Origin of the sequence: Sphingomonas faeni (genome assembly GCF_030817315.1) — a bacterium.
GTDB classification, from domain to species: Bacteria; Pseudomonadota; Alphaproteobacteria; order Sphingomonadales; family Sphingomonadaceae; genus Sphingomonas; species Sphingomonas faeni_C.
This window is the reverse complement of sequence record NZ_JAUSZF010000001.1, coordinates 3076630-3102017: the sequence shown is the minus strand read 5'-3', so window position 1 is coordinate 3102017 and position 25388 is coordinate 3076630. Positions and strand designations below refer to the sequence as shown.

The following is a 25388-nucleotide window of genomic DNA, read 5'->3' as shown; positions in this document are numbered from 1 at the left end:
AGTGGCGTCGAGGTTGCGTCGGCGCGCGTTCGCTGCAACTCTTCGTCCAGAAACAAGGGGGACGACGATGCGCGCGACTAGCTGGCTGCTTACGGCGGCGATTCTGACGACACCGATCTCGGCACAGGCGCAGTCGCGGCCCGACCAGAAGGCGTTCCTCGGCCTCTACAAGGAACTGGTCGAGACCAACACGACGCTGTCCGCCGGCAGTTGCACGCAGGCGGCGGCGCAGATCGGCGCGCGGCTGAAGACGGCGGGCTATGCCGATGCCGACATCACCTATTTCTCGGTGCCCGAGCATCCCAAGGACGGCGGGCTGGTCGCGGTGCTCAAGGGCTCGGACGCGTCGCTCAAGCCGATGCTGTTGCTCGCGCATCTCGACGTGGTCGAGGCCAAGCGCGAGGATTGGGTGCGCGATCCGTTCAAGCTGATCGAGGAAGGCGGCTATTATTACGCGCGCGGCACCGTCGACGACAAGGCGCAGGCGGCGATCTGGTCCGACGCGATGATCCGCTTCAAGACCGGCGGCTACAAGCCCAAGCGGGCGATCAAGTTAGCGCTGACCTGCGGTGAGGAAACCACCTTCGCGTGGAACGGCGCGCAGTATCTGGCGAAGGAAAAGCCCGATCTGATCTCGGCGGAGTTCGCGCTGAACGAGGGCGGCGGCGGGCGGCTCGACGACACTGGCAAGCGCCAGTTGCTCGCGATCCAGATCGGCGAGAAGGCCGCGCAGAACTACACGTTCCTCGCCACCAACCCCGGCGGCCACAGCTCGCAACCGATCCCCGAGAACGCGATCTACGAACTCGCCGACGCGGTGAAGGCGGTGCAGGGCTACGAGTTTCCGGTGAAGTTCACCGATACGACCAAGGCGTTCTTCGCGGCCAGCGCGAAGGCGATGCCGGGCGAGATGGGGTCTGCGATCACGCGGCTGCTCGCCAATCCCGAGGACAAGACCGCGGACGCGATCGTCAGCCGCGACAAGGCGATGCACTCGACCCTGCGCACGACCTGCGTGGCGACGCTGCTGAACGCCGGCCATGCGGAGAACGCACTACCGCAGCGCGCGACCGCGAACGTCAACTGCCGCATCTTCCCGGGCGAGACGGTGGACGGCACGCTGGCCAAGCTGAAGGAACTGGCCGGCGCGAAGGTTACGGTGACCGCCAACCAGCCGGTCCGCCCCACCGCGATCCCGCCGACGCTCGATCCGAAGATCATGGGCCCGGTGACCAAGGTCGCGGCCAAGCACTTCCCCGGCATCCCGATCCTGCCGATGATGTCGACCGGCGCCACCGACGGCATCTTCTTCGAAGCGATCGGCATCCCCGTCTACGGCGCGCCGGGCGTCTTCATCGACAAGGACATGGGCGGCATCCACGGCCTCAACGAACGCATCCGCGTAGCGTCGCTCTACGACGGCCGAGACTATCTCTTCGACCTAGTAAAGGCCTTCGCCGGCTGATGTCCCGTATCCCTCTCCCCTCCGGGGAGAGGGAGGGAGGAGCCAAAGGCGACGGAAGGGAGAGGGGCATGAGGCTCGAAACCGTGCCCCACAACGCCCCTTGAGTTCAGACCGTGACCTGCTCGCCCAACTCAAGCACCTTCCCCGGCGGAATCCTCAAAAAGTCCGTCGGGTCGCTCGCATTCCGCTGCAGGAACATGAAGATCCGGTCCTGCCAAGGCGGCATCCCCTTCTCCGCATCCGGCTTCAGCGTGTTGCGCCCGATAAAGAACGACGTCCGCATCGGATCCAGCCCAAGCTGCTCGGTCTTGTTCCCAACGCCCAGATCGCGCGGCACGTCGGGCGACTCCATGAACCCATAGGTCAGCACGACGATCGAGAAATTGTCGTCCACCCGCTCCACCTTCGCGCGCGCGGACTCCTCCACGAACGGCCGGTCGGCGGTGCGGATGCTGCAGATCAGGTTGCGCTCGTGCAGCACCTTGTTGTGCTTCAGATTGTGCAGCAGCGCCCCCGGCGTCGCATGCGGGTTCGCCGTCAGGAACACCGCGGTCCCCGACACGCGCTCGGGCGGACGCTTCTCCAGCGCGGCGGCGAGGTCGCTCAGCGGGATGCTCTGCCGCTTTTCGAACGCGCTGACGATCTTCTTGCCGCGCACCCAGGTGAAGATGATCAGCCCGATCGACGCGGCGATGACCAGCGGCACCCAGCCCCCCTCGATCACGCGCAGGATGTTCGCGCCGAAGAAGATCAGGTCGAGCGTCAGGAACGGCAGGATCGCCGCCAGCGCCAGCGGGCGCGACCAGTTCCACCGATGCCGCACCACGATATACGCCAGCAAGGTGGTGACGACCATCGTCCCCGTGACCGCGATGCCGTACGCCGCCGCCATCGCCGACGACGTCTTGAACTGGATCACCAGCACCAGCACGCCGATCAGCAACAGCCAGTTGATCGCCGGCAGGTAGATCTGGCCCGCGAACACCGCCGACGTCTGACGGATACGCAGCCGCGGCAGCAGCCCGAGCTGGATCGCCTGCTGCGTCAACGAGAACGCACCCGTGATCACCGCCTGGCTGGCAATCACGGTCGCGAACCCCGCCAGGATGATCAGCGCCGGCCGCAACGGCTCGGGCGCCATCAGGAAGAACCAGTCCTGGTTGACGAACGGCACGCCCCGCGCCGCCGCATCCTCGAGCCGCGACAAGGCGAACGCCCCCTGCCCCAAATAATTCAGTGCCAGCGCCGGGAAGACGAGGAAGAACCAGCCGATGCGGATCGGCAGCTTGCCGAAATGCCCCATGTCCGCGGTCAGCGCCTCGGCACCGGTGACGGTCAGGAACACCGCGCCCAGCACGAACAGCCCGGTGACGCCGTGCGTCGCGAGGAACGAGACGCCGTAGGTCGGCAGGAACACCCGGACGATCGACGGCTCGTCGGCGATGTGCCAGATCCCCAGCGCGCCGATCGCGACGAACCAGACGATACAGACCGGACCGAACAGCTTCGACACCTGCGCCGTCCCGCGCGCCTGAATCAGGAACAACGCGATCAGGATGCCGATCGTCAGCGCGCGCACCACGCCCTCGTTGAAGATATGCGCCGCGCTCGGGATCGTCCGCAGGCCCTCCATCGCCGACAGCACCGACAGCGCCGGCGTGATGATCGCATCGCCGTAGAACAACGACGCGCCTGCCGCGCCGAGCACGATCGCCACCTTCGACCGCATGCCGAGCGCGCGACGGGCGAGCGCGGCCAGCGCCAGTACGCCGCCCTCGCCCTGGTTGTCCGCACGCATCAGGAAGATGACGTATTTGACGGTGACAACGAGGAACAGCGACCAGAGCGCGAGGCTCAGCACGCCGAGGATCTCGCTCGGATCGATGCCGCCCGCGGACGACTGGCCGAGCGCCTCGCGGAACGCATAGAGCGGACTGGTACCGATATCGCCGAACACCACGCCGATCGCGCCGACCGTCAGCGCGGCCAGCGCCGGATGCGGATGCAGATGCGCGGCCGACAGGTCCGACGGCGCGCACGCCTGCCCCGCCGCCTGCTGGGCAGCGTGTTCGGGCACGAGTGCGGTCTCGGGTGTTCCGGCTACGGACGTCATGGCGCGCAGAGCGCTCCTCCTGATGGGACGGCGCGCTTTACGCCGATTGGGGGCATGCGCAAGTGCCGCCGGCCCGCGCCTGCTGGCGTGCCCGATCGGACGCCGGATCGCACGCCGGATTAACCGATGGCGGGTTGATTCACGCGGCGGGCACCGGCATGGCGAGGAAATGGTTCCCTTTTCGTTCGGCGGGCATGCGCTTCTGGCGTTGGCGCAAGGCGCGCTGTTCTGGCCGGAGCGGCGTGCGCTGCTGGTCGCCGACCTGCATTTCGAGAAGGCAAGCTGGTTCGCCCAGCGCGGCCAGATGCTGCCGCCCTATGATTCGATCGCGACATTGGCCGATCTCACCGCGCTGGTTACCGCAACCGGCGCACGCGAGGTCTGGTGCCTGGGTGACAGCTTCCACGACAGCGACGGGTGCGAGCGACTGCCGCAACGCGCGCAGGACATGCTGCGCGCGATGACCGACGGCACGCGCTGGACCTGGATCACGGGCAATCACGATCCGGCTATCCTCGATCGATGTGGTGGGGAGGTCGTGGACGAGGTCGTCGTCGACGGCCTGGTACTGCGCCACGAAGCCGACCGGTCGGAGACGCGACCGGAATTGTCGGGGCATTTCCACCCGAAACTGCGGTTGCGCGTGCGGGGGAAGTCGGTCGCGCGCCGCTGTTTCGTGGCGACCGCGACGAAGTTGATATTGCCGGCGTTCGGGTCGCTGACCGGAGGGCTGGACGTGGACCATCCGGAGATCGTCCGGGCGGTTGGGGTCGGGGCCGAGGCGATGGTGCCCGTAGCCGACCGAATGCTGCGGTTTCCGGTCGCGGCCTGAGGGAAAGCCCTAGCAAATATTTACCCCACCCCGGCGAAGGCCGGGGCCCAGGTGGGGACGGCTGCTGGTAAAGGACCGCACGCCGTTACCTCGACCTTGCCAACTGGGCCCCGGCCTTCGCCGGGGTGGTGGCTAACTATTTGAAGATAAAAGCCTCACCACCCCGGCGAAGGCCGGGGCCCAATTGGGAGCGGCCTATAACGAAGGCTTGTCCGCCGTTACTTCCACCTTTCCAATTGGGCCCCGGCCTCCGCCGGGGTGGTGCAGCTTAAGGTAAAGCCCTCACCGCGAAATCGTCGGAAACGCCGCGCGAAACGCAGCCATCTTCGGCTTGTCCCACATCACGATATACGGATGCGTCGGGTTCCGGTCGTAGAAATTCTGGTGATATGCCTCGGCCGCATAGAACGTCCCCGTCTCCAGCTTCGTCACGATCGGCCCCGAGAACGCCCGTGTCTGCCCCAGTTGCGCGATATACGCCCGCGCGATCTGGGCCTGTGCCGGCGACTGCGAGAAGATCGCCGAGCGATAGCTGGTGCCGCTGTCCGGCCCCTGCCGGTTCAGGCTGGTCGGATCGTGCGCGATCGAGAAATACACGCGCAGCAGAGTGCCGTAGCTCACGATGCGTGGATCGTATGCGATCCTGATCGCTTCGGCATGGCGGGTCGTTTCGGCGGACACCTGATCGTAGGTCGCGGTCGCCTTGGTGCCACCGGCATAGCCCGCCGTGACGGCCTTCACGCCCTTCACATGCTCGAACACCGCTTCCATCGTCCAGAAACAGCCGCCCGCCAGTACCGCGGTCTGGATACCGGCCGCCGCGGGAAGGTCGGTCTTGACGGCGGGGATGACGACGGCGCGGGCGCCCTGCGCCGTACCGGTGGACAGGAACGCACCGGCAATACCGACGGCGGCGAGCGTGGCGAGAAGCGGCTTTTTCATGTTTGTATACATGGTGTTGCGCCGATCGTTCGCCAAGACGCGCGCAAGATCAGCGCGTGGCGGGCGCGCTGTGCTCGAAATGGCTGGCAAAGGTCTGGCGGGCTTCCGCAGGCTGCATCGCGAGCAAACCGATGGCGCCGAGGACGAAACCGCCGCTGAACTGCCAGAAGAAACTCGACTTTACGATACTGCGCATGATGCGATCCCAATGAATTCAAATGATGACACCGACCGGATGGATCGGCGTCAGCTACGTACCGGCATGTCGTGGAGATACCGGCCAACCACAATGTCGTTTTTAGAAACTCTCGATTAACGCGCCGTGGCCGATGCGTTCATCGTACAGCAGGCATCACCCGACAGGATTGCCGGAAGATGTCGCCGCATGTCCCAAATGTTGCTCAACCCTTCCGATCCTCCCCAGCAAGGGGGAGGTGGCTGGCTCTTGCCGGACGGGGGGAGGCCCTCCGTCGCTTCGCGGCCCCTCCCCCTTGCGGGAGAGGATCGTTCAGCTTTGCCTTACTTCAGCGCGGCACACGCCGTCTGGATCCGCGTGCAAGCCTCGCGCAACAGCGCGTCCGACGTCGCATAGCTGATCCGGAACGCGGGGCTAAGCCCGAACGCCGCACCCTGCACCACCGCCACCTTGGCATCGTCGAGCAGATAGCCGACCATCGCCTCGTCGGTATCGATCAGGCGGCCGTTCGGCGTCGTCTTGCCGATCAGCTCCGCGAACGACGGGTACACGTAGAACGCACCCTCCGGCGTCGGGCAGTGCATTCCCTCGATCTCGTTGAGCATCGCCACCACCAGATCGCGACGCCCCTGGAACGCGGTGTTGCGCTCGGCGAGGAACGACTGGTCACCGTTCAGCGCAGCCACCGCCGCCGCCTGCGCGATCGAGCACGGGTTCGACGTCGACTGCGACTGGAGCTTGGCCATCGCCTTGATCAGCCACGCCGCGCCGCCCGCATAGCCGATCCGCCAGCCGGTCATCGCATACGCCTTCGAACAGCCGTTGACGGTCAGCGTGCGCTCGAACAGCTCGGGGCATGCCTCGGCGATCGTCGCGAACTTGAAGCCGTCATAGACGATGTGCTCGTACATATCGTCGGCGAAGATCCACACGTGCGGGTGCTTCGCGAGCACCGCGCCAAGCGCCTTCAGTTCGTCGATCGTGTAGCCGGCGCCGGTCGGGTTCGACGGCGAATTGAGGATCACCCACTTGGTCTTGGGCGTGATCGCCGCGTCGAGTGCGGCAGGATCGAGCTTGTAGCCGACCTCGGGCCCCGCCTTGACGATCACCGGCACGCCGCCGGCGAACTGCACGACGTCGGGATAGCTGACCCAGTACGGCGCGGGGATGACGACCTCGTCGCCCGGATCGATCGTCGCGACCATCGCGTTGAACAGGGTGTGCTTGCCGCCGACGTTCACGCTGACCTGGTCGGTCGTGTAGATGAGCTTGTTGTCGCGCGCGAACTTGGCGACGATCGCCTGCTTCAGCTCGATCGTCCCGTCGACGTTGGTGTATTTGGTCTTGCCGTCGCGGATCGCCTGGATCGCCGCCTCTTTCACGAAGTCGGGCGTGTCGAAATCGGGTTCGCCGGCACCCAGGCCGATCACGTCGACGCCTGCGCGCTTCAGTTCGAGAACGCGCGAGGTGATCGCGAGCGTCGGCGAAGGGCTGATGCGGCCGAGCGCGGCGGATGCGTGCATGGTGTAACCTTTGCGGTTGTCCGCAGTACGCCTGCGGAATTCGCGGGCGCTATACGCTCCGCTTGGCCGAATTCGCAACCGTAACGATGGCAGGAATGAGCCCACGGACCGCATTTCCGATGAAGAAACCGGCGGCGAGGTCGGCCTGGGTGATCTGCGCCTCGATCGCGCGACCCGATTCGATCAGCTCGGCGCGCAAAATACCGGGGAGCAGGCCCGAAGACTGGCTCGGCAGCAGCGGCGGCGTCACGAGGGTCGCGCCACGCTGCACGAACAGCGACGTGAAACTCCCTTCGGTCAGGAAGCCCTCCGCATCCTCGAACACCACCTCGAACGTGCCCGCGGCCTTGCGCGCATCGTCGTAGAAGGCCCGCGCGCTCGTCTTGTGGCGGAGGCGGAAGTCGGCGGAGGCGACCGGCAGCGGCACGATCGCGACGGTCGCTTGCGCAGGCGATTGCGGCAGCGGTGCCGCCTCGATCGCGATCGCGCCCGACGGGCTCAGCAACAGGCGGATGCGGCGGGGCCCCCGCAACCGGAAGGTCGCCGCCTGGAGCTCGTTGCGCGCGGTGTGGCGATCGAACGTGAACCCCAGCGCCTGCGCGCTCGCCTTCATCCGCGCCAGATGCGCTTCGAGACGGGTCAGCCCCTCGTTGGGATCGAACGCCATCGTCTCGATCAGGTCGAAGCGCCGCTGGCCGGCGGTGACGAACGCGCCCTTGGCATGGCATTCCTCCCACTCCGCGTTGCCCGCGCTGTCGGCGACGATGCCCGAGCCGAGGCTCATCGTCGCCGCGTCATCGCGGACCGCCAGCGTCCGGATCGCGACGTTGAAGATCGCGTCGCCGTTCGCGTCGAACCGGCCGATCGAACCGGTGTAGATGCCACGAACGCGGGCGTGCTCGACCTCCGCGATGACCTCCATCGCGCGCTGTTTCGGCGCGCCGGTGATCGATCCGCACGGGAATAGCGCGGCCAGCACGTCGATCGCGTCGCAGTCCGGTTTCAGCGTCGCGGTGACGGTCGAGGTCATCTGGTGGACGGTCGGATAGGTCTCGACGGTGAACAGGTCGGGGACCGCGACGTGGGTGGCGACGCGCGACAGGTCGTTGCGCATCAGGTCGACGATCATCAGGTTTTCGGCGCGCTGCTTGGGGTCGGCGGCGAGGGCCTCGGCGAGCGCGCGATCGGCTTCGGGCGTCTCGCCGCGTTGCGCGGTGCCCTTCATCGGGCGGCAGGTGAGCGTATCGCCGTCGAGCGCGAAGAAGAGTTCGGGGGACAGCGACAGGAACCGGGTCTCGCCCGTGTCGATCAGCGCGCCATAGCCCGCCTTCGCCTGCCGCCGCAGCCGCGCGTAGAGCGCAAGCGGGTCGCCGACGAACGGTACGCTGGCGGCGAAGGTGAGGTTGGCCTGATAGATGTCGCCGGCCGCGATCAGGTCGAGCACGCGCGCCAGGCTGGCGTCATAGGTCTCGCGGTCGATCAGCGGCGCGGGTGCGCCGGTCCACGCGCCGGCGGGGTCGGGAAGCAGCGCGGCGACGTCGTCGGGCGCTATCGTCCGGTACTCGGTGAACAGGCCGAACCAGAGCAGTGGGCCTTCGGTGCGGACGTCGACCGGCCTCGAGGCGAGCGCCGCGCCCGCTTCGTAGGCTAGGTACCCGGCGGCGTGGAGTCCGTCCTCGCGGGCTTTGCGGAGCGCGTCGAGTGCGGGGCGGACCTCGGCCAGGGTATCGGCGCGGACGATTCCGACGGGGTCGCGGTACAATCGCGCCGGGGCTCCTGCCGCGCGGGCATCGTCGAGCAACACGTAGGGCGCGGTCCACATCGTCGCGACTGTTGCACGGAGCGCGAGGCAAACCGCAAGCGCCGATTGCTCCTTAGGGCGCGCTATCCTATTTCGGGGCCATGACAAATCCAGCCACTCCGCCCCTGCGCGCCGCGATCGTCCAGGTCACGCCGATCCAGCAGAACTGCACGATCATCTGGTGCACCGCGACGATGAAGGCGGCGGTGATCGATCCGGGCGGCGATCTCCCGCGGATCATGGCGGCGGTCGAACAGGCGGGGGTGACGGTCGAGAAGATCCTGCTCACGCACGGCCATATCGATCACGCGGGCGGCGCGAAGCGGCTGTCGAACGACCTCGGCGTCCCGATCGAGGGCCCACACGAAGCGGACCGCTTCTGGCTCCAGCGCCTCGACCAGGACGGCCCGAAATACGGCATCTCGGGTGTGAACTTCGAACCCGACCGCTGGCTGGTCGAGGGCGACACGGTCGCGGTCGGCGACCTCCTGCTCGACGTCTACGAAACCCCCGGCCACACCGAAGGTCACGTTATATTCCACCACCCCCCCTCAAACTTCGCCCAAGTCGGCGACGTGCTGTTCCAGGGGTCGGTCGGACGGTCGGACATGCCGGGCGGCAATCACCAGGTACTGGTGAAGTCGATCGTCGAGAAGCTCTGGCCGCTGGGGAGCGATACAAGCTTTATCCCGGGGCATGGGCCGGCGAGCACGTTTGCGCATGAGCGGGCGACGAATATGTTCGTCAGTGATAGGGCTTTGGCGGAATAGCGTTCTACCGTTCCCCCGCGAAGGCGGGGGTCCAGGGTCACAAGCGCGGGTGTTCGTGACCCTGGGCTCCCCCCTTCGCGGGACAACAACTTCGCGGGAGAACAAGAAGGACGTGCTGCCTTGCCAATGCCCTCACCCCGGCGAAGACCGGGGCCGAATTGGGGGACGAAGTTTGGCGTAGGCCGCGCTCCGTGACTGCAACCTTTCCAATTGGGCCCCGGCCTTCGCCGGGGTGGTTGTCAGCGAATATGACGGCCTTCTACTTCCGCTCCCCCGCGCTTTCAGCCCTCACCGACTTGAACTCCGACCCGTCGCGCCATTCCGGCCACAAGCGCGTGTTTGCGAGCTTCGTTCCGATCGTATGGAACAGGTCGACGTCTTGCGCCGCGCCGCGCAGATCCCAGTCCGCGTTCCAAGCGTCACAGGTCTGGTGATAGCATTTCATATAGCCGTCGAGCCAAGCCTGCCCCGCAGTCCGGCCGCCCTTGACCAAGTCGGGCGCGCCGCTGATCGCCATCAGCAGCAACGTCGGCACGCCGCGCCGCGCGACCGAGAAATGGTCGGCGCGGTAGAACAGCCCGCGTTCGGGAAGCGCTTCGGGTGTCACGACGCGGCCTTGGGCCTTTGCAGCGTCACCCAGCATGTCCTCGAGGCTGTTCTGGCCGGCGCCGACCAGCATGACGTCCTTCGCCGGGCCTGCCGTCTGGAGGATGTCGAGCGTCAGATTGGCGACCGTCTTCGCCGCCGGATAGACCGGGTTCACAGCATAGGTTTCCGAGCCGAGCAGCCCGCGCTCCTCGCCGCTCCACAGCGCGAAGACGAGGCTGCGGTCGGTGCGGGGAGCCTTGGCGAAACTGCGGGCGAGTTCGAGCACACCCGCCACGCCGAGCCCATCGTCGTTCGCGCCGGGCCGGATCGTCCGTCCCTGCGCGTCGGGAGCACCAACGCCGTAGGCGTCCCAGTGCGCGCCGAACATCACGACCTCGTCGGGATGCATCTTGCCCGGCAGCTTCGCCAGCACGTTCTGGCTCACGGCGGTGTCGTGCTTCACGGGTAGATCGGTGGTGAACGCCTGCTTCAGCGCGACCGGGCGGAAATCGCTCCGCCGCGCGGCCTTGCGCATCGTTGCCAGATCAAGGCCCGAGGCTGCGAACAACCGGGCCGCCGCACCACCTTCCAGCCAGCCTTGGAGCATCACCCGTGACTCGGGATCTTTCCGCACGATATCGTAATTCTCGCCAGCGGGGGCGGTGACGGTGTTCCAGCCATAGCCTGCGCCCGCCGTGTCGTGGACGATCAGCGCGCCGACCGCGCCACGCCGCGCCGCTTCCTCGTATTTGTACGTCCAGCGGCCGTAATAGGTCATCCGACGGTCGCCGAACTTGCCCTTCGAGTCGTCACCTGCGACCGCTTCAAAATCGGGATCGTTGACGAGGAACACCGCGACCTTGCCCTTGAGGTCGAGCCCTTTGAAGTCGTCCCAGCCGCGCTCGGGCGCGGTTACGCCGTAGCCGACGAACACCATCGGCGCGTTCGCGATGGCGACGCGGTCAACGCCGCGGACCGTGCTGAGATAGACGTCGCGGCCCTGCACCAGCGCGGTGTCGCCGGCGCGCACGGTGCCAGACCCCATCCGGGTGTGGACGAGCGGGACGGGCTGCGTCCAGCTGCCGTTCGGGCCGCCGCCTTGCGCCTTCATCGCGTTGAACTGCGCGATCAGCCAGGCGATCGTCTTGGTCTCACCCGGCGTTCCCGGCGCCCGCCCCTCGAACGCATCGGAGGCAAGCGTCTTCACATCCGCGGACAATCGCTCGGGCGAGACCTGCGCCACGGCAGGGGATGTAGCCAAAAGCGCCGCAGCGGGAAGGAAGCGAAACGCGCTCATGCCCGACTACCCGACGGCACGACCTGGAACGTCTTCGCGGCCGGCACCGTATTCGCCTGATACGCAATCGCCAGCGCCCAACCGGCTAGCAACGCCATCAACGTCCATGTCACCAGCGCACCCGCCGCCCGCGGCACGCTCGACGTCGCCCGGTCCATCCCGAACGCGTGCGCCACGCGGGCGATCGCGAACACGACGCCCGCGATCCACAGCCACGTCGTCGATCCGCCAGCGAGTTCGATCAGCCCCAGCAGGATCAGGATGAACGGCGCATATTCGGTGAAGTTCGCATGCGCGCGCATCCGCCCCTGCAACAGCGCATTGCCGTTATCGCCCAGCAGCACCTTGTCCTTCACCCGGATCGGCACGATTCGGAAGGCGAGCCACAGATTGACGACGGCCGCAGCCGCTGCGATCGTCAGTGTCACGGGTAAAATCACGGCGTTGCCCCTCGTTGGATGTCGTGGGAGGTCCTGCCACTCGCGACCAATGGTTGCAACGCGGGGGCGAAAGCTTGCAACGCGGGACGAAATCGCTATAGCGCCACGCTTCGCGAGCGTCAGGCCGCATGGGTTGCTTCAGGCGGCCGGCATTCATGTCGGTTGCCGAGTTCCGTGTCCGGGCGTACTCAGAGCCCCGACCTTTAGATTGAACAAGGTGCCGAAATGGCCGTCCCCAAAAGAAAAACCTCGCCCTCCAAGCGCGGCATGCGCCGTGGCCACGACTCGCTCACGATCGCGTCGTTCCAGGAATGCCCGAACTGCGGCGAACTGAAGCGCCCGCACAACCTCTGCGGCTCGTGCGGCCATTACAATGGTCGTGAAATCCTCTCGGTCGAGGGTTGAGGTCGCAAGCCTCTAACTTGAACGAAGGATAGCGAATGCCCGACAGCGGCTGGATCGCGGTCGATGCGATGGGTGGCGATGACGGGCTGGCAGTGATGCTTGCCGGTGTCGCCCTCGCGCGTCATCAATTCGAGGGCATGCGCTTCCTGCTGGTCGGCGACGAAGCTGCGATTCGCGAGGGGCTCAAGGCTCATCCGAACCTGTCGCAGCATTCGGAGATCGTCCACGCGCCGGAAGTCGTCGGGTCGAGCGAAAAGCCGACCCAGGCGATTCGTCGCGCCAAGAAGACCTCGATGGGCATCGCGATCGACCTGGTGAAACAGGGTCGCGCCGCCGCCGCGGTGTCGTCGGGCAATACCGGCGCACTGATGGCGATGGCGAAGCTGTCGTTGCGGATGCTGCCCGGGATCGACCGGCCGGCGCTCGCGGCGCGTCTGCCGACGCTCGGCGATACCGACATGGTGATGCTCGACCTCGGGGCGAACACCGAGTGCGATGCGCGCAACCTCGTCCAGTTCGCGATCATGGGCGCCGCCTATGCGCGCACCGCACTCGACATCCCGCACCCCCGCGTCGCGCTGCTGAATATCGGCAGCGAGGACATGAAGGGCACCGACCAGATTCGCGATGCCGCCGCGCAACTGCGTGCGACGCCTGCGGTCGACATGCAGTTCAACGGCTTCATCGAGGGCGACCGCCTGTCGCGCGGCGAAGTCGACGTGGTCGTGTGCGACGGCTTCTCGGGCAACATCGCGCTGAAGACCGCCGAGGGCACTGCGCGATTCGTCGCCGACCTGCTCAAGCGGGCGTTCCGCAGCTCGGTGCGCTCGAAGCTCGGCTTCCTGATCTCGCGGCCGGCGACCGAATTGCTGCGCGATCACCTCGATCCGAATAACCACAACGGCGCGGTCTTTCTCGGGCTCAATGGCATCGTCGTGAAGAGTCATGGCGGCGCGACCGATCGCGGCGTCGCGACCGCGATCGGCAATGCCGCCAAGATGGTCCGCAACGACCTGATCCGGCGCATCGCCGACGATCTCGGCAGCGTGGAGAAGGCGGCATGATCCGATCCGTGGTCATCGGCACCGGCTCCGCCCTGCCCGCTCGTCGCGTCTCCAACGCCGAGCTTGCGGAACAGGTCGACACCAGCGACGAGTGGATCGTCGAGCGCACCGGCATCCGCTTCCGCCACATCGCCGGCGAAGGCGAGACGACTGCGACTCTCGCCGCGGACGCGTGCCGCGCTGCTTTGACCGCCGCCGGTATCGAGGCGCAGGACATCGACCTGATCGTGCTCGCGACCGCGACACCCGACCAGACATTCCCCGCCAGCGCCACCAAGGTGCAGGCGATGCTCGGCATCAACGACTGCGTCGCGTTCGACGTCGCCGCGGTCTGCTCGGGCTTCCTCTACGCGGTGCAGGTCGTCGACAGCATGATCCGCAGCGGCGTCGCCAAGCGCGCGCTGGTGATCGGCGCCGAGACGTTCAGCCGCATCCTCGACTGGGAAGACCGGACGACCTGCGTGCTCTTCGGCGACGGCGCCGGCGCGATCGTGATCGAGGCGCAGGACACCGCCGACGAAGGCGGCCGCGGCATCCTGACCACCAAGCTGCATGCGGATGGCCGCCACAACGAACTCCTCTATGTCGACGGCGGCGTCTCGACGACCGGTACCGTCGGCAAGCTCCGCATGAAGGGCCGCGAGGTGTTCCGCCACGCGGTCACCAACCTAGCCTCGGTGATGACCGAGTCGCTGGCGATGGCCGGGCTCGACGCGGATCAGGTCGACTGGGTCGTGCCGCATCAGGCGAACGCCCGCATCCTCGATGCGACCGCTCGAAAGCTGGGCTTGGCACCGGCAAAGGTGGTCGTGACGGTTGATCAGCATGCCAATACGTCGGCCGCTTCGGTACCGTTGGCGCTGGACGTTGCAGTACGCGATGGCCGCATTGAGGAGGGGCAGATCGTCGTGCTTGAAGCGATGGGTGGCGGGTTCACCTGGGGCGCTGCGGTTATCCGTTTCTGATCCCGGCGAAAGACTTCGATCCACTTGTAGAACAAATCCCTTCCGGTCACCTTCCCGCTTGTGTAGGAGAAGCGTCGAGACTGGGAGCTTGTGAATGACGATGACCGGTACTTTGACGCGCGCCGATCTGGCTGAATCTCTCCATCGCGAGGTGGGTTTGTCGCGGGCGGATTCTTCGAAGATCGTGGAACAGATACTCGCCGAAATGTGCGGCGCGCTGTCGCACGGCGAGAACGTCAAGATTTCGGGGTTCGGCACGTTCGTGCTCCGTGACAAAGGTGAGCGCGTCGGCCGCAACCCGAAGACGGGCATCGAGGTACCTATCGCACCCCGTCGGGTTCTTACCTTCCGTGCAAGCCAGATGATGCGTGAGCGCATTGTCGGTGCCGACTGATTCAAGCGTGCCCGACAGTGCCGACGATTCCGATGGCGATCTCTCAAGCAGCGTCGGCTTAGACGATGGTCGTGCCCCAACGCTCGACGACAACGCACTGCTCGTAACCGACGGCCCAGGCAAAACCGATACCGCGTTCAGGACGATCGGCGAACTGTCCCGCGAGACCGGCCTGCCGCAACACATTCTACGGTATTGGGAAACACGGTTTTCTCAGCTTCGTCCACTTCAGCGGGCAGGAAACCGTCGATATTACCGGGCCGAGGACGCCGTTCTCGTACGCCGGATCGACACCCTGCTAAACCGCGAAGGCTATACTGTCCGCGGCGTGCAACAGTTGCTTGCGGCAGAGAAGACGACGTCAGTCGCGCCCGACACGAGCGACCCCATGATCCCGGCTCTACGGGCAATCCGAGCCTTGCTGGCACAAGCTTTGGTCGAGGACGGCCGGCACATCTGATAGGCGTGAGGGAAAGGCCGAGCCTCTCCCCCCATCGCTATTAATCTTCGCTGCCCAACGTCTTCTTGGCCGCATCGATTGCAGCCTTACCGCCCTTGCGAACGGTCTTGAGCGCGCCCTCGCCGACCTTCTCAACCGTTGTGCCAGCCTTACGACCTAGCCCGATCGACTTGGCCATCGCGCGGCGCGCTTCGGAATAGGTCGCGGCAACCATTGGATAATCGGCCTTCAAATTGAAGCGTTCGCGGTATTGCTCCGGAGTCATGCCGTTCGTCGAAAGATGACGACGCAGCGTCTTGTACTTCTTGCCATCGAGCATCGAGATGATGTGATCGGGCGACGCGAGCGACTTGCGGACAGACACCGCTGGCTCGGATGTAGGCGCGGCAGCAGTTTCGGGCTCTACGTCGCCATTGCCGACGAGTTTCTCGACAGCGGTATGCATCGCCACGAGGAACGCCGGGACGTCGTCTGCGGCGGTGCGTGTATTAGGGTTCGCGAGCCACGCTGCTGTCAGTTCGGCAGCGAGTTCAACCGTATTAATCGTATCAGTCACACTATGTCCTTGAATTCGTAACGCACCCCTGCGGGCAGGTGCGTACAATTTTTGTCTGGAAATGAACACCAGATGTTGGACATACGCCTATTGTTACATTTTGTTCATCGAACCGAGTAAATATTATTTGGTGCACGGCTGCGTGATGATCGCGTCCGCTATTCTCGCCGCGGATATGCCGACGCGTAGTCAATACGCACGACGTCAGAACCAACGGATTTATGCCAAACAAGATCAAATTTCTCGGGTCCATAAACATGACGGGCGGACGTAGCGGGACGGCCGACAGTCCGGCGGGCGATCCCGATGCTATTTCTGCTTACTGCGCGGTCTTTTCGGAACTCAGACAGTCGCTGTTGGGTATCGCACAATGACTGGTCCAACGTTGCGCACTGCGGTTCCAGTACCGTATTCGGCACGGCGTAACCATACCGGCCTAGGGTGTGTGGGGATTCATCGAGAATTGATGACGGCGGCGACGAGGTAGATCATCGCGGAGAAGCTCTGGTCGGTTTTGCAGGCCCGCATGGCGATACGTTTGAACTCCTTGAGCTTGCAGAAGAAGTTTTCGATGAGATGGCGCCACTTGTAGAGGTCGCGGTCGATCTGGAATGCGCCGATCCGCCGTGGATGATGAGAAACGATCTTAGCGCCGCGCTGGTCAAGGTCGGCGATGATTGCGCTCGTGTCGAACGCCTTGTCGGCGATCAGGCCACCAAAGGTGATACCCGCGAGCAGCGGTTCTATGCCGATCGTATCGAAGCGCTGTCCGGGCAGCAGTTCGAAGCGCACCAGATTGCCACCGCATCGGTCAGCGCCAGAATTTTGGTTGTCTGGCCGCCTTTGGAGCGACCAATGGCCTGACTCTGAGTCCCACTTTTGCGCCCTGCCCGTGACGGTGGACCTTCACGATCGTGGCATCCACCATCGGGTATTCCATGTCGGGTTCGCCCGAACAGGCATCGAACATGCTTAAATATATCGGCTGCTCGCCAGTCACGGAACCGGCGGAACACGGTGCTCCAGTTCCCGAAATGCACCGCAGATCACGCCACGGGCTACCTGTGCGCGCGATCCAAAGAACGGCCTCGATGAACAGCCAGTTGTTCCTGCCGCTGCGCCCAGGGTCGGCCGGCTTGCCCAGACAATGAGGCTCCATCCCCGCCCATTGGGCATCGGTCAAAACGTTGCGGTCCATCCGCAGCTTAAATCACATCCAAACCACTACCATGTGAATCCCAAAACACCCTAGGGCAAGCGCTCATCCCAAGTGGAGCACTATATCGCATGCTCGACCATCGACCATCGACCATCGACCATCGACCATCGACCATCGACCATCGACCATCGACCATCGTAACCGGTGCGAGACGCATCAAGGAAACCGTATTCCGCCTTGGCGAGAATTTCCATCGGCCGCCTATTCACGAGACGGCTCAACGGACCAGAGAACATTGCTGGTCCGCTAGCGGCCGGTAGGGCGCGAGTTTGCATGGCGGGTTCGCCCCATATCCAGCTCGAGCCTACATAGCCGAGATCGACGGAACCGAAGACGTCGGGATCGCTCCGACCAGGCTGACCTCATTGAGCGCACCTACTGGGCAGTCGACGAGTTGCTGCCAGCTGCCGGCGTGATCGACCGAGCGCCAGATGCCGTATTTGCCGGCTACGCGCCCCGACAGGAACAAAGTCGGATAGGTCCTGCCCTTCGTCGCCTTACCGAACGCGATGTCGTCGACGCAGGTGACGCTGAGGACGATTTGCCAGGTGTTGCCGCCGTCTATGCTGCGACGCAGGCCGGTGTCGCTGGTATGCTCGAATGCGGACGTGAAGAACAGGTTGCCGGGATGGCCCGGCACCGAACGGAGCTTTGCCGCGAGCCCGCTCGACGGTGCGAGTTCGCCATCGAAGACCTTGTCCAAGCCGACGCCGCCATCGCTCGTCCGCCACAGGCCCTGTAAGCTGGCATTGGCACCGCCACCGCTGGCAGCAGGTCGGCACCCTTCCGATGAACGAGCCGCCCCGCGAACAGCACTCGGACTGGGCCTGCTCCCCCCCGATCAGGAAAGCCATCGGTGGCGACACACCATTATAAATGACGTCCGCGAGCAGTCGGCGGCCGCGCGTAACGATCGCCGCGTCGGCGTCGACAGCGTTGCACAACACCGCACCGCGTCGCCCATGGCTAGCCGCTGCGTCACCCAGTGCCCGATGCCACCCCAGGCGATCCAAGCCTCGCCATTGTGGGCGGTGCGGAGCAACGGCGTGCGGCGGCCGCGGCGGACGCGGCGGACGCGGCGGACGCGGCGGGAGATTAGCCTCGCCATCGCCGGCGTCAACTCCCGTATCACGGTATGGGCATGGATCGGGTCGGGCCGCTGATCGGCGACCGCCCTTGCGAGCGAACGCACCGCGAAGACCACGCCGACTTGAAGCCGCGCTCCGTACCGTGCCGGAACGGCACGGTACGTGCCAGCGCGCCAGTTGCTGGGCCATGTCCTGCCAACGTCGCTCAGCGGCGACTGACGGAGGACTGCGAACAGGAAGAAGTCGACCCGGTCGCGGAGCCGGTCGCGGAGCCGGTCGCGGAGCCGGTCGATCAACCCCAGCGCGACATTCTCGGCACCGCCCATGTCGAGATGCATAATGACGTGCATCACGCAGAAGCGCGGCGCATCCGCTGCTTGCGAAGGCTCGTCGTTAGTACCCGTCACCAGATGATCGAGGCCTCGCCGTCGTGCGCGTAACAACGCCCGGCAGGCGCGTCCATGCCGGCTCTAGCAGCGTGCCACCAGCCACTATAGACCGACGGCGCACGTGGGGGCTCCGGCACAGGTAAGCGAGAGCATAGCGACAGGATCGGCCGCGACCGGGGATCCGCAGCGGCATCAGGCAATCGCCAACGCTTCTCAGCACCGGCGCATTGCCATCCGCATTGACCTTGCCGAGCTTCGCCAGCCAGTCGCTGCCCGAATAGGAGCCCGGTTTGGCGAGCGCCTTCGCGGTCCCGCTCATGCCGCCGGATCGGTTCGCGCGTTCGGATCGGTTTGCACCGTCGGGACCTGAGAGCATGCGGAAACTCTCTCGATAGGATGCATCGCAGCTACGACGCGTACCGGGTATGTTGCGCGAAGCTATCGCCGCGACCGACGATACGCACGGGGCCATCACTCGAGTTTTACTTGCCGCGACGACAGGTGTCCAGCCATCCACGATCCGCGATATCTGCCTCGTGCCTGCTGTGCTCCTGATCACGATCTTTGATCTAAAGCAATCGAAATGATTCGATCTCATCCGACACGGATACCAAGGTCGATTTTTACAATTTAATGGGCTGAAACCGTCTTTGGATGGTTGATCCCGATGTAGCACGCCGTTACGGGGTCCGCAGATAATGGAGTATACTATGGCCGAAGATACCGCCGACTTGAATGCCGTCGAACTGGCAACAGAATTGACGATCGCATGGCTCGGGAATCCAAATACGCGGAGTTCGGCTGATGACGTTCCCGCGTTTCTCGGCAAAATGCATGAGACCGTCGCGTCGTTGCTCGGCACCACGACCGATGCGGCTCCAGTCGAAGCTGCGACCGAATACACGCCGGCCGTAACGGCACGCAAATCGCTCGCGTCGAAGGACCACATCATCTCGATGATCGACGGCAAGTCGTATAAGACCTTGCGTCGTCACCTCGCGACGCATGGCATGACGCCAGCCGAGTACCGCGAACGTTACGGCCTGAAGCCGGATTACCCGATGGTCGCCGAAAACTACTCGGAAAGCCGTCGCGCTATGGCGAAGAAGATCGGCCTTGGCCGCAAGCCAAGCTCGCGCAAGGCCGACTCGGCTCCTGCCCAGCCCGCCGCACGTAAGCGCAAGACGGAATCTGCCGTCGCCGCCGAATAGGCGACGCAGCCAGTACCGACCAAAAGGACCGGCCGCTTAAGACACCGGTCCTTTTTTTGGCGTTATTATACTTGACGTACCCACGTAAAAGCGTAGGTATAAAGAATAGTCAGCGCACTTTCACACCGAAGAAGCCGCTTACGCTTACATCGAAACGCGTATTTGGCCGAATGGCCCGGTGTGCCCTCACTGTGGCGGCGTCGAACGCATCAGCAAGATGCAGGGTAAGAGCACCCGCATTGGTACCTACAAGTGCTACCAGTGCCGCAAACGTTTCACGGTGAAGGTTGGCACCATCTTTGAAGCGTCGCATGTTACGATGAACGTATGGCTTCAAGCGATTTATCTTATCGCCGGTAGTAAGAAGGGTATTTCGAGCGACCAGCTTCATAGGATCTTGGACGTTACCCTCAAGACCGCTTGGTTCATGTCACACCGTATTCGCGAAGCAATGCGTTCTGGCGGCTTCTCCCCGTTTGGATCGGATGGCGGCATTGTCGAAATTGATGAAACCTTCATCGGCCATGACCGCACCATCAAGCCCGAGGGCGTCAAAAAGGGCCGTGATGACGCCCACAAGTACAAGATTCTCTCGCTGATCGACCGCAGCACCGGGCGTCAGCGCAGCATGGTGGTCGAAAGCCTCAAAGCCGCCGATCTGCTCCCGATCTTGCGCGACAACATCGCCGCGGAAGCGATTGTGATGACCGACGAGGCGAGCCAATATCGCGCCCTTGGTAGCGAGTTTGCTGATCACGGCTTCACCCGCCACAGCACTGGACAGTACGTCGATTATGCGAACCCGTTGATCCACACTAACACCATCGAAGGTGCGTTCTCGATCTTCAAGCGTGGCATGAAGGGCGTTTATCAGCATTGCCAGAAGAAGCATCTGCACCGTTACGTCGCTGAGTTCGAGTTCCGTTACACGAACCGCAGTGCCACCGGTTATAATGATGCTGACCGCGCCGATGCAATGCTGGCGGGTATCGTTGGCAAGAGGCTCACTTATCAAACAGCTGGTGCGAAATAATGCCGAAAAAGAAAAACATCGAAAATCAAACCGAGCAGAGCGCAAGATTTCGAGCCGAAGTCGAAAAACTGATCGCCGCTGGCGAACTAAGACCAGCCGAGGCCGAAGAGGCACTGGATAAAATGGTTTGCTATAGAATTGATCAGCGAGGAGGCGAATAACAGTTGCACCCACCAGAGTGCCTCCATAACTCAGCGGCCATTTGCGTTTCTGGTAGACCGATCGCTGATAGGTACTGCGATCCAAACTTATCGCCTCTGAGCCACGCACGGAAACCAAAAGCACACGCGTCAGCTACATCAACTAACGGTTCCTTTCCTTTAAGAACAAAGTGTATCGTGTCTCTTATCCTTGATATACGAAATTCTAGGTTTCCGGTAGAATATCCCCGTTTACGGTCTGCAATTCCTGGGGTATGATATTCCGATTTGAGTCGGAATCCCTCCCGATATACATCCATTGCGGCACGCATCGCTTGCCGTTCCGGCTTTTCGGAGTGCTCAGCAACTATAGTTGCGACTTCCTGCGGGTGCCCATTCTGGCGTATATGCGCGTCAGCTTTTGCCATACAATCACCGAAGGCTCTAAGATGATGCCAGCGCGCCCTCTCTACAAGGTCCGGAAAAGTATCACTCAAAACTCGTCTAGGAACACTAGCTATCGCAAGAGGTATTCCGCACATCCTTGGAACAGACATTAAATGGGTGAGAAACCGCAAACGGTCGGAAATCGACCACAAGGTTTGCGCTCTTGAATCTCCCCCATACTGCCTTAGCGCTATAAGTGAAGTCATCGAGGTCCTGCGGGATTTCGCCCATGACTTCGTTTACTAGAGCCTCAGACATGACAAGCTGTTTATCAGCATCAACAATCAGCGCAGCGACAACTGTATGTGGCTCTGGGGCAGAGATGCCCGCCTCGTCAGTGAATATAAAACGCGAGGCACGGTCCCCCAGAAGAGGCCCGCCGAACAAGGCACGTGGCTGGTAACGGGCGCTACTCACTTAGCACCCCCTTTTGCGGGCGGGTACGCGAAATATAACAACGCCTTTTTTACCCAAAGCTCAAGAGCGCAATGCCGTTACTTAGCGAACAGTCCCGGCGATAGAACATAGTGATCGCAACGCGACGATTGCGCTTATCGGCGGGACCTTTCACGATCCGCGGTACGCGGTCGGCGACGTCTGCGATGCGCTCGAACCACTCCTCCCGCGCGCCACCCGACAACAGCCGCCGTCGCCTCGGCGCGACCGGACGAGAACATCCAGTCGTTCATCGCACGCGGATCGCCATACGGCACTCTATCTGTATGCCCGCGGATCATGATCGGTTCTGCATTCCCTGCACCGAGCCGCGATCATGCCCGTGGTGCCGAGTGCGAACAGCGAGCAATCCCCGTCGTCGAACAGATCAATGCGCGTGCCGTCTTGCGTCGACACGAAGCGGACTTGGTTCTGCAGGCCTGACAGCCATGCGTTTCCGGGAAAATCCGACCGGACGCGCTCGCTCAGGCTTCGCGGACCACCGGCGCCGCATAGTCGCTACCGACGGAACCAGTGACGGGCGGTGAAATACCCGATCACGCCCACCGCGATCACGACGCAGGCCGCCGCGATCGCATCGAACGCCCAGGGCTCCTCGGCATAGGGCAGGGGTTTTACGTTCATGCCGTATAGGCTGGTGATGAAGTTCAATGGCAAGAACACCATCGCCGCGATCGAGATGATCAGCGAGCGATTGTCGATCTGTTCCGCGCGCAGGTCGGTCAGCGTCTCGTGGATCAGCGCAGAGCGTTCGCGGATCGATTCGAGTTCCTCCGCCATCCGCGCGGCGCGGTCCGCCGCCGCCGCGAGATGCAGTCGGTCGTCGTCGGCCAGCCAGTCGCCCGGTAGCGCCGCCAGTTTCTCCAGCGCGGCGCGTTGCGGACTGAGGAAGCGCTTGTAGCCGATCGCCGCCACCCGCACTCTGCTGACCGTGCGGCGCAGTTCGAACACGCGGTTGGCGTCGAGCTGTTCCTCGCAATCGTCGAGTTCGTCGCCGAGCGTCGCCACGTCGGGATCGAGATCGGTGGTGATCGCGGTGGCGAACGCAGCGATCAGGTCGCCCGGATCGCGCACCTCGTGGCGCTCGACCATCTTCTCGACCTCGGCGACCGCGATCAACGGCTTCCGCGTGACGGAATATACGCGACCCTTCACCGCCCAGATCCGCACCGAGGCAAGCATGTCTGAAGTGTCGAGTTCCTCCTTCGACCGCCCGCGAAGGTTGACGAACGCGCCGTCGCCGACCGCCTCGCAGCGCGGCCGCGTCTCGGTCGCGGTCAGCGCGTCGACGACATAGTCGAGCAGCTTGGCCTCGTCGCGGAGCCACGCCTGCGCATGCTCGGCGGTGGTCGACAGATGCACCCAGACGAGGTCGGCGGTGCAGGTAAGCGCTTCCTTGACGTCGATGCGAGTCGCTTTCCCATCGACGATCCGGAACGCGAAGCCGCTCACAGCGCGATCTCGACATCGACCGACAGGCCGGTGCCGGGGTCGGCCGGCATTGCCTCGCAAAGCCGCGCGGCATCTGCGCGCGCGCGGTCGAGGATCGCCGCGGGCACGTCGGGGCGGTGATACACCCGGTCGGCACTGGCGAGCGCTCGGGCCTGACGCAGGGTGAGGTCGTCGGGGTCGGTGGAGATCAGGCGGATCGAGACCTGCTCCCCTCCCTGGAAGGGAAGGGTTGAGTCGGCTGGTTGGGAGTCGGCGTGGACATCAGCGGCCGACCCACCCCCTGCCCCTCCCTTCCAGGGAGGGGAGTCTGGGGTGGACAGCCATGCGTCGACATCATGCGTCGGCGAGAGTGGGTCGAGCATGCCGCCTGCCGCCATCGCCGTCGCCAGCGCTCGGCGGCGCTCCGCCATGTCGGGCCAGCGTTTGCGCAGCGCACCGCGCGCGGCCTGCAACGCCAGCGCGAGTTTGCCGAGATCGGATGGGATCAATGCCTCCAGCCGCTGCCGCAGGGCCGCGGCGAGTCCCGCCGACACGCCACTCGTCCCGATCGCGATCAGCACCGGCGCGCGGTCGACGATCGCCGGCAGCGTGAAGTCGCACAGCGCCGAGCGATCGACCGCGTTGACCAGTATCCCCCGCGCCTTCAGCCGCGCGACCGCCGCCAGCGCCTCGTCCTCGTCGTCGATCGCGACGATCGCCAAAGCCGCCGCCGCATCCTCGCCGACCACGTCCGCGCCCGCACGATCGAGCAACCGACGTTTCGCATCCGCCGCCTCGCCATCTCCCAGCAGGATTACCGGGCGCCCCGCCAGCCTGACGAACAGCGGCAGGCTTTGTAGCGGGGGGGGTAACGGGGAGGGCAACGGAGCGGGCGATGTCACCGCTTGAGCCATTCCGGCACGCGCTCGGCGGCCAGGATCGTCTCCGGGTGGATGCGATCGGCGACCACCGCGAACCGGTCGCCATCGACCAGCACCTCGGGCACCAGCGCGCGGCTGTTGTAGGTCGAGGCCATCGTCGCGCCATATGCGCCCGCGGTGCGGAACACGCCGAGATCGCCCGACTTCACCACGTCGATATCGCGGCCCATCGCGAAGGTGTCGCCGGTCTCGCACACCGGTCCGGCGATGTTCGCGGTCATCCGCTCGCCGCTCGGCTCGACCGCGACGAAATCGTGATACGCATCGTACATCGCGACGCGCGCGAGGTCGTTCATCGCCGCGTCGACGATCACGTACGGATTGACGACGCCGGGCTTCACCCAGATCACCTCGGTCAGCAGCACGCCGGCATTGCCCGCGATCACGCGACCGGGCTCGAACATCAGTTCGACATCCCAATCGGCCGTCGCGCGCGCGACCATCGCGCCATACTCGGCCGGACTCGGCAGCACGTCGCCGGGCTTGTACGGCACACCGAGACCGCCGCCGAGATCGACGTGGGTGATCGTGTGACCCGCAGCACGCAGTTCCGCGACCAGTTCGCCGATCCGCGCGTAGGCGGCTTCGAGCGGTGCGAGGTCGGCGAGCTGGCTGCCGATGTGGATCGCGACGCCGCGCAGATCGAGGCCGTCATGCTGCGACAGGCGGTCGAACATCGCGACGGCCTGATCGATCGGCACGCCGAACTTGTTCTCCTTGCGACCCGTCGAAATCTTCGCGTGCGTGCCGGCATCGACGTCGGGGTTCACCCGCAGCACCGCCGGCGCGCGTTGGCCGCGAGCATGCGCGAGCGCGGCGAGGACTTCGCCCTCCTCCTCCAGCTCGAGATTGAACTGGCCGATCCCCGCGTCGAGTGCCTGCGCCAGTTCGCGACGCGTCTTGCCGACGCCGGAGAACACGATGTCCGAAGCTGGAATACCGGCCGCAAGCGCGCGCTGCATCTCGCCAGCCGACACGACGTCGGCGCCGTACCCTTCGTCGGCGAGCACGCGCAGCACCGCGACGTTCGGATTCGCCTTGATCGCATAGGCCAGATGTACGCGCCCGGCGCCCTTCAGTGCGTCGCGAAACACCTGCGCATGACGGCGGAAGGTGGCGGTCGAATAGACGTAGACAGGCGTCCCTACAGCCTCGGCGATCGCCGGCAAGGCGACGTCCTCGACGTGCATGACACCGTCACGATAGGCGAAATGATCCATGG

At 64.4% G+C, this 25388-nt stretch carries 25 protein-coding genes and 2 pseudogenes; 11 read left to right on the top strand and 16 right to left on the bottom strand.

Going from position 1 to position 25388, the window contains the following annotated elements; all coding sequences use genetic code 11:
* Positions 1–67 precede the first annotated feature (67 nt).
* The gene (locus QFZ54_RS14535) at positions 68–1465 is read left to right on the top strand and encodes a M20/M25/M40 family metallo-hydrolase (RefSeq protein ID WP_307088220.1); all 1398 of its coding nucleotides are present in this window, start codon (positions 68–70) and stop codon (positions 1463–1465) included.
* Between the two features lie 106 nt (positions 1466–1571).
* On the opposite strand, the gene QFZ54_RS14530 is transcribed toward QFZ54_RS14535, so the two are convergent.
* Positions 1572–3578, bottom strand: coding sequence for a potassium transporter Kup (locus QFZ54_RS14530; RefSeq protein ID WP_307088218.1), 2007 nt, complete (start codon positions 3576–3578; stop codon positions 1572–1574).
* Between the two features lie 169 nt (positions 3579–3747).
* Here QFZ54_RS14530 and pdeM point away from each other — a divergent pair, with 169 nt between their 5' ends.
* Positions 3748–4410, top strand: coding sequence for a ligase-associated DNA damage response endonuclease PdeM (pdeM, locus tag QFZ54_RS14525; RefSeq protein WP_307088216.1), 663 nt, complete (start codon positions 3748–3750; stop codon positions 4408–4410).
* Positions 4411–4692: 282 nt separating this feature from the next.
* Here the strand turns inward: pdeM and msrA are convergent, their stop codons facing one another.
* The 4 genes from msrA to pabB all read right to left on the bottom strand — a co-directional run bounded on the left by msrA (position 4693) and on the right by pabB (position 8893).
* Positions 4693–5352, bottom strand: a complete 660-nt coding sequence (msrA, locus tag QFZ54_RS14520) for a peptide-methionine (S)-S-oxide reductase MsrA (protein WP_307088214.1) — start codon at positions 5350–5352, stop codon at positions 4693–4695.
* Between the two features lie 49 nt (positions 5353–5401).
* Positions 5402–5548 carry a hypothetical protein gene (locus QFZ54_RS14515; protein ID WP_307088212.1) on the bottom strand — a complete coding sequence of 49 codons (147 nt, stop codon included), beginning with the start codon at positions 5546–5548 and terminating at the stop codon, positions 5402–5404.
* Between the two features lie 323 nt (positions 5549–5871).
* Entirely contained in the window at positions 5872–7071 is a 1200-nt protein-coding gene (locus QFZ54_RS14510; RefSeq protein WP_307088210.1) for a pyridoxal phosphate-dependent aminotransferase, read from the bottom strand.
* Between the two features lie 49 nt (positions 7072–7120).
* On the bottom strand, positions 7121–8893 hold the full coding sequence (gene pabB / locus QFZ54_RS14505; RefSeq protein ID WP_307088208.1) for an aminodeoxychorismate synthase component I: 1773 nt from the start codon (positions 8891–8893) through the stop codon (positions 7121–7123).
* Positions 8894–8973: 80 nt separating this feature from the next.
* On the opposite strand from pabB, the gene QFZ54_RS14500 reads away from it, so the two are divergent.
* Positions 8974–9642, top strand: coding sequence for an MBL fold metallo-hydrolase (locus QFZ54_RS14500; protein ID WP_307088206.1), 669 nt, complete (start codon positions 8974–8976; stop codon positions 9640–9642).
* A gap of 259 nt (positions 9643–9901) precedes the next feature.
* Here QFZ54_RS14500 and QFZ54_RS14495 read toward each other — a convergent pair whose 3' ends face one another.
* Together QFZ54_RS14495 and QFZ54_RS14490 are read right to left on the bottom strand one after the other, a co-directional pair.
* Positions 9902–11527: a M28 family metallopeptidase gene (locus QFZ54_RS14495; RefSeq protein ID WP_307088204.1), complete on the bottom strand. Its 1626-nt coding sequence runs from the start codon at positions 11525–11527 to the stop codon at positions 9902–9904.
* Complete coding sequence (locus QFZ54_RS14490; RefSeq protein WP_307088202.1) at positions 11524–11967, bottom strand: MAPEG family protein; 444 nt, start codon at positions 11965–11967, stop codon at positions 11524–11526. Before QFZ54_RS14490 ends, QFZ54_RS14495 begins: the two co-directional genes overlap by 4 nt.
* 225 nt (positions 11968–12192) lie before the next feature.
* On the opposite strand from QFZ54_RS14490, the gene rpmF reads away from it, so the two are divergent.
* The 5 genes from rpmF to QFZ54_RS14465 all read left to right on the top strand — a co-directional run bounded on the left by rpmF (position 12193) and on the right by QFZ54_RS14465 (position 15255).
* Positions 12193–12372, top strand: coding sequence for a 50S ribosomal protein L32 (gene rpmF / locus QFZ54_RS14485; protein WP_128455117.1), 180 nt, complete (start codon positions 12193–12195; stop codon positions 12370–12372).
* Positions 12373–12407: 35 nt separating this feature from the next.
* Entirely contained in the window at positions 12408–13436 is a 1029-nt protein-coding gene (gene plsX / locus QFZ54_RS14480) for a phosphate acyltransferase PlsX (RefSeq protein WP_307088200.1), read from the top strand.
* Positions 13433–14401, top strand: a complete 969-nt coding sequence (locus tag QFZ54_RS14475) for a beta-ketoacyl-ACP synthase III (RefSeq protein WP_307088198.1) — start codon at positions 13433–13435, stop codon at positions 14399–14401. Before plsX ends, QFZ54_RS14475 begins: the two co-directional genes overlap by 4 nt.
* Positions 14402–14495: 94 nt before the next feature.
* The gene (locus tag QFZ54_RS14470; RefSeq protein WP_307088196.1) at positions 14496–14795 is read left to right on the top strand and encodes an integration host factor subunit alpha; all 300 of its coding nucleotides are present in this window, start codon (positions 14496–14498) and stop codon (positions 14793–14795) included.
* Between the two features lie 97 nt (positions 14796–14892).
* The gene (locus QFZ54_RS14465) at positions 14893–15255 is read left to right on the top strand and encodes a MerR family transcriptional regulator (protein ID WP_307089482.1); all 363 of its coding nucleotides are present in this window, start codon (positions 14893–14895) and stop codon (positions 15253–15255) included.
* A gap of 40 nt (positions 15256–15295) precedes the next feature.
* Here the strand turns inward: QFZ54_RS14465 and QFZ54_RS14460 are convergent, their stop codons facing one another.
* The 6 genes and pseudogenes from QFZ54_RS14460 to QFZ54_RS14435 form a co-directional block, all read right to left on the bottom strand.
* Positions 15296–15811, bottom strand: a complete 516-nt coding sequence (locus QFZ54_RS14460; protein ID WP_307088194.1) for a MucR family transcriptional regulator — start codon at positions 15809–15811, stop codon at positions 15296–15298.
* A 453-nt stretch (positions 15812–16264) separates the two neighbouring features.
* Positions 16265–17009: pseudogene (locus QFZ54_RS14455) on the bottom strand (IS5 family transposase).
* An 80-nt stretch (positions 17010–17089) separates the two neighbouring features.
* Positions 17090–17224 (bottom strand): hypothetical protein, encoded by a 135-nt coding sequence (locus QFZ54_RS14450; protein WP_307088192.1) that lies wholly within the window; start codon positions 17222–17224, stop codon positions 17090–17092.
* A 110-nt stretch (positions 17225–17334) separates the two neighbouring features.
* Positions 17335–17733: a hypothetical protein gene (locus tag QFZ54_RS14445; RefSeq protein ID WP_307088191.1), complete on the bottom strand. Its 399-nt coding sequence runs from the start codon at positions 17731–17733 to the stop codon at positions 17335–17337.
* Between the two features lie 138 nt (positions 17734–17871).
* Complete coding sequence (locus tag QFZ54_RS14440) at positions 17872–18525, bottom strand: hypothetical protein (RefSeq protein ID WP_307088189.1); 654 nt, start codon at positions 18523–18525, stop codon at positions 17872–17874.
* Positions 18512–18826 (bottom strand): hypothetical protein, encoded by a 315-nt coding sequence (locus QFZ54_RS14435; RefSeq protein WP_307088187.1) that lies wholly within the window; start codon positions 18824–18826, stop codon positions 18512–18514. Before QFZ54_RS14435 ends, QFZ54_RS14440 begins: the two co-directional genes overlap by 14 nt.
* Before the next feature lie 391 nt (positions 18827–19217).
* Here QFZ54_RS14435 and QFZ54_RS14430 point away from each other — a divergent pair, with 391 nt between their 5' ends.
* The 3 genes and pseudogenes from QFZ54_RS14430 to QFZ54_RS14420 all read left to right on the top strand — a co-directional run bounded on the left by QFZ54_RS14430 (position 19218) and on the right by QFZ54_RS14420 (position 20912).
* Positions 19218–19718, top strand: a complete 501-nt coding sequence (locus QFZ54_RS14430; RefSeq protein WP_307088185.1) for a MucR family transcriptional regulator — start codon at positions 19218–19220, stop codon at positions 19716–19718.
* Positions 19719–19833: 115 nt separating this feature from the next.
* Positions 19834–20751: pseudogene (locus QFZ54_RS14425) on the top strand (IS1595 family transposase); the annotation flags it as partial.
* Positions 20751–20912, top strand: coding sequence for a hypothetical protein (locus QFZ54_RS14420; protein WP_307088183.1), 162 nt, complete (start codon positions 20751–20753; stop codon positions 20910–20912). The pseudogene QFZ54_RS14425 and the gene QFZ54_RS14420, both read left to right, overlap by 1 nt.
* A 1380-nt stretch (positions 20913–22292) precedes the next feature.
* Here QFZ54_RS14420 and QFZ54_RS14415 read toward each other — a convergent pair.
* The 3 genes from QFZ54_RS14415 to lysA are packed head-to-tail and all read right to left on the bottom strand — an operon-like array spanning position 22293 to position 25386.
* Positions 22293–23246, bottom strand: a complete 954-nt coding sequence (locus tag QFZ54_RS14415; protein ID WP_307088181.1) for a CorA family divalent cation transporter — start codon at positions 23244–23246, stop codon at positions 22293–22295.
* Positions 23243–24127, bottom strand: a complete 885-nt coding sequence (locus tag QFZ54_RS14410; RefSeq protein ID WP_307088179.1) for a precorrin-2 dehydrogenase/sirohydrochlorin ferrochelatase family protein — start codon at positions 24125–24127, stop codon at positions 23243–23245. Before QFZ54_RS14410 ends, QFZ54_RS14415 begins: the two co-directional genes overlap by 4 nt.
* Positions 24124–25386, bottom strand: a complete 1263-nt coding sequence (gene lysA / locus QFZ54_RS14405; protein ID WP_307088177.1) for a diaminopimelate decarboxylase — start codon at positions 25384–25386, stop codon at positions 24124–24126. Before lysA ends, QFZ54_RS14410 begins: the two co-directional genes overlap by 4 nt.
* Positions 25387–25388: the final 2 nt, after the last annotated feature.